6 protein-coding genes are annotated in these 3,862 nt (G+C 70.1%); 3 read left to right on the forward strand and 3 right to left on the reverse strand.

Features of this window, described 5'->3' with window-relative positions:
• The 3 genes from G7A99_RS03745 to G7A99_RS03755 form a co-directional block, all read right to left on the reverse strand.
• On the reverse strand, positions 1 to 813 hold an 813-nt coding region (locus G7A99_RS03745), incomplete at its 3' end, for a ScpA family protein (protein WP_163138920.1).
• A gap of 16 nt (positions 814 to 829) precedes the next feature.
• The gene (locus G7A99_RS03750) at positions 830 to 2,023 is read right to left on the reverse strand and encodes a tryptophan--tRNA ligase (protein ID WP_018718610.1); all 1,194 of its coding nucleotides are present in this window, start codon (positions 2,021 to 2,023) and stop codon (positions 830 to 832) included.
• A gap of 103 nt (positions 2,024 to 2,126) precedes the next feature.
• Positions 2,127 to 2,753 (reverse strand): L-threonylcarbamoyladenylate synthase, encoded by a 627-nt coding sequence (locus tag G7A99_RS03755; RefSeq protein WP_018718611.1) that lies wholly within the window; start codon positions 2,751 to 2,753, stop codon positions 2,127 to 2,129.
• A gap of 128 nt (positions 2,754 to 2,881) precedes the next feature.
• On the opposite strand from G7A99_RS03755, the gene G7A99_RS03760 reads away from it, so the two are divergent.
• From G7A99_RS03760 to G7A99_RS03770, 3 genes are all read left to right on the forward strand, one after another.
• Positions 2,882 to 3,181: a YciI family protein gene (locus G7A99_RS03760; RefSeq protein WP_018718612.1), complete on the forward strand. Its 300-nt coding sequence runs from the start codon at positions 2,882 to 2,884 to the stop codon at positions 3,179 to 3,181.
• On the forward strand, positions 3,178 to 3,465 hold the full coding sequence (locus G7A99_RS03765) for a BolA family protein (protein WP_163138921.1): 288 nt from the start codon (positions 3,178 to 3,180) through the stop codon (positions 3,463 to 3,465). Before G7A99_RS03760 ends, G7A99_RS03765 begins: the two co-directional genes overlap by 4 nt.
• A gap of 37 nt (positions 3,466 to 3,502) precedes the next feature.
• The coding region (locus G7A99_RS03770; protein ID WP_205599719.1) for a SurA N-terminal domain-containing protein at positions 3,503 to 3,862 on the forward strand (360 nt) is incomplete at its 3' end.

A 3,862-nucleotide genomic window follows, 5' to 3' on the forward strand; every position in this document is an offset into this window, starting at 1 on the left:
ATCAGCGGTCCCACCGCCGCCGGCACGCAGGTGGATGGGCGCGTAGGGCTCGGCCTGCACGATCTCCACCAGCCCGGCCTTGAGCAGCTCCAGGATGGCGAGGAAGCTCACCACCACACCGTCCCGGCCCTCCTCCGGGGTGAACAGCTGCGTGAACGGCGTGAACCGCTCCCGGGACAGCAGCGCCAGGGTGTCGGACATGCGCTGGCGCACCGACAGCGCCTCCTCGCGGACCTGGTGATGGGTATACAGACGCGCACGCTCCAGCACCCCGGCAAAGGCGGAGAGGAGCTCGCGCAGCGACACCTCCGGGTCCGCCCGGGTGCGCCGTCGCTCCGGTGCCCGGGCATGGGCCGGGAAGATGTCCCGGGCCACCCGCGGCAGGGCGTCGATACCCTCCGCCGCCTGCTTGTAGCGCTCGTACTCCTGGAGCCGGCGCACCAGCTCGGCGCGGGGATCGGCCTCCTCGTCCTCCGCCGCCGGCGGCCGCGGCAGGAGCATGCGCGACTTGATCTCCGCGAGCATCGCGGCCATCACCAGGTACTCCGCGGCCAGTTCCAGGCGCATGTCGCGCATCAGCTCGATGTAGCGCATGTACTGCCGCGTGATCTCGGCGATGGGGATGTCCAGGACGTCCAGGTTCTGGCGCCGGATGAGATAGAGCAGCAGGTCCAGCGGCCCCTCGAACGCCTCGAGGAACACCTCCAGGGCATCCGGCGGGATGTAGAGGTCCCGGGGCAACTCGGTGACCGGCTCGCCCCGGACATGGGCCAGGACCTCCTCCGCCGTCGGCAGCGCCTCGGAATCGTTCACCGGCGCCCGTGCCCCGTCACCGGTAGTCCAGCCCCATGGCGCCGCGGACCTCCTTCATGGTCTCCCGCGCCACGCCCCGGGCCTCGGTGCAGCCCTCGGAGACGATGCTGCGCACCCGCTCCGGGTCCTGCTCCAGCTCCCGGGCGCGCTCGCGGATGGGGTCGAGTTCCGCCTGCACGGCGTCGATCACCCGCGACTTGCACTCCAGACAGCCGATGCCCGCCGAGCGGCATCCCTCCAGGACCCACTCCTGGGTACGCTCGTCGGAATAGAGCTTGTGGAAGTCCCAGACCGGGCACTTGGTCGGCTCCCCGGGATCGGAGCGCCGCACCCGCGCCGGATCGGTGGGCATGGTGCGCATCTTGCGGTCCACCTCGTCCGGCTCCTCGCGCAGCGAGATCGCGTTGCCGTAGGACTTGGACATCTTGCGCCCGTCCAGCCCGGGCATCCGCGGCGAAGGCGTCAGGAAGGCCTCCGGCTCCGGCAGGATGGTCCGCCCGCCGCCCTCGAGGTAGCCGAACAACCGCTCGCGATCGCCGAAGGTGATGTTCTGCTGCTCGCCGAGCAGCGCCCGGGCCTGCTCCAGGGCCTCGATATCGCCGTGCTCCTGGTAGCGCCGGCGCAGCTCGTTGTACTTCTTGGCGTTGCGCTTGCCCATCTTGCGCACCGCCGCCTCGGCCTTCTCCTCGAAGCCGGGTTCGCGGCCGAACATGTAGTTGAAGCGCCGCGCGAGCTCGCGGGTGAGCTCCACGTGGGAGACCTGGTCCTCGCCCACCGGCACCGCGGTGGCGCGGTAAATGAGGATATCCGCGCTCTGCAGCACCGGGTAGCCGAGGAAGCCGTAGGTCGCCAGGTCCTTTTCACGGAGGTTGGCGATCTGGTCCTTGTACGTCGGCACCCGTTCCAGCCAACCCAGCGGCGCGATCATCGACAGCAGCAGGTGCAGCTCGGCGTGTTCGATTACCCGCGACTGGATGAACACGTGGGCGAGCGACGGGTTCACACCGCAGGCGAGCCAGTCGATGACCATGTCCCAGACGTTCTCGGCGATGATCTCGCGCTCGTCGTAGGCCGTGGTCAGCGCATGCCAGTCGGCGATGAAGAAGAAGCACTCGTGCTCGTGCTGGAGCTGCACCCAGTTCTTGAGCACCCCGTGGTAGTGCCCCAGGTGAAGCCGACCGGTGGGGCGCATGCCCGAGAGCACCCGCATCCGCTGCGCGTCGTGGCTAGTCAAACCGCCTCCTCTGTCTCGTGGTCCGTCGCGTCGGGGCGACCATGATAACCGCGCCCGCGCGGGAACGCAGCGTCGGCGCTCAACCGCCCTCGAACAGGCTCGCGTCGCCGGCGCCGCGGCGCACCACCTCCGGCGCCGGCCCGGTGAGATCGACCACCGTGCTCGGCTCCATGCCGCCGGGGCCGCCGTCGACCACCACGTCCACGCGGCTGCCGAGGCGCTCGCGGATGAGTTCGGCGTCGGTCATCGGCAGCTCCTCGCCGGGCAGCAGCAGCGAGGTCGACATCAGCGGCTCACCGAGCTCGGTGAGGATGGCCTGGGCGACGCGGTGATCCGGCACGCGGATGCCGATGGTCTTGCGTTTGGGGTGCTGCAGCCGCCGCGGGACCTCGCTGGTCGCGGGCAGGACAAAGGTGAAAGGCCCGGGGGTATGGGCCTTGAGCAGCCGGAAGGTGTTGTTGTCCACCCGGGCGTACACGCCAATGTCGGAGAGGTCTCGGCACGCCAGGGTGAAGTTGTGATCGTCGCCGAGCCGGCGGATCTCGCGAATGCGGTCCACGGCATCCTTTTCGCCCATGCGGCAGGCCAGGGCGTAGGTGGAGTCGGTGGGATAGACGATGACGCCGCCCTGGCCCAGCACCTCCACGGTGCGCCGCACCAGGCGCGGCTGCGGGGTCTCGGGGTGGATCTGGAAGAACTGGCTCATCGCGCCTCCTTGTGAGCGTTGCCGGCATGGCCCGGGGCACGGGCCCGGTCCCCGCAGTGTAACGGCACGGCCGCGGGCAGGCGATGTGGTATGGTTCCGGGCATTTCCACCCCGAGCGGAGGGCGGCCATGTACTACGTAATCTACAGCACCGATGTCGAGGACAGCACGGCGGCCCGCGCCAGCGCGCGACCCGACCATCTCGCGCGGCTGGAGGCGCTGCGCGACGAGGGCCGGCTGCTGCTCGCCGGGCCGATGCCCGCCATTGACAGCGAGGATCCGGGGCCCGCGGGCTTCGCCGGCAGCGTGGTGATCGCGGAGTTCGACTCCCTGGACGACGCCCGGCGCTGGGCCGACGACGATCCCTACGTCGCCGCCGGCGTGTACAGCGGTGTCACCGTGCAGCCGTTCAAGCGGGTGCTGCCGTGAGCGCGGAGCGCCAGCGCATGATCGAGGAGCGGCTGCGCGCGGCGATCCAGGTCGAGAGCATCGGCGTGCGCGATGACAGCCACCTGCACGCCGGCCACGCCGGCGCCCGCGCCGGCGGCGGTCACTATCACGTGCACGTGGTGAGCCCGGATTTCGAGGGCCGGGGAACTCTCGCCCGTCACCGCATGGTCTACGCCGCCATGGGGGACGCCATGCGCAATGACGTCATCCACGCCCTGGGCATCACCGCCCTCACCCCGGCGGAGGCCGGGGAGGACGGGTGACGCCCATACATCAAAGTCCCAGCAACCGGGAGAGAGCATGAAAAGACAAATCGTTGCGGGCCTCGGCCTGGCCCTCGCCATCGCGGCGTCCGGGGTTCAGGCCGACGAGCCGGTCGTGAGCGTCAACGGCGACGTGCTCACGCAGACCCAGTTCGACCAGGCCGTCAACCAGAGAACCCGTGGCCAGGGCGGCCAGCTTCCGGAAGGGCGCAAGCAGGCCTTCCTCCAGCAGCTGGTGGACCTCGAGATCCTCGCGCAGAAGGCCGCGGAGCGGGGCGTCGGCGACGACCCGGCGGTTCAGGCCGAGCTCGCCAACACCCGCCGTGCGATCCTCGCGCGGGGGCTGATCGAGCGGATCGCCAAGGAGGACATCGACGAGGACGCGATCAAGGCCGCA

The organism is Arhodomonas sp. KWT, from assembly GCF_010993615.1.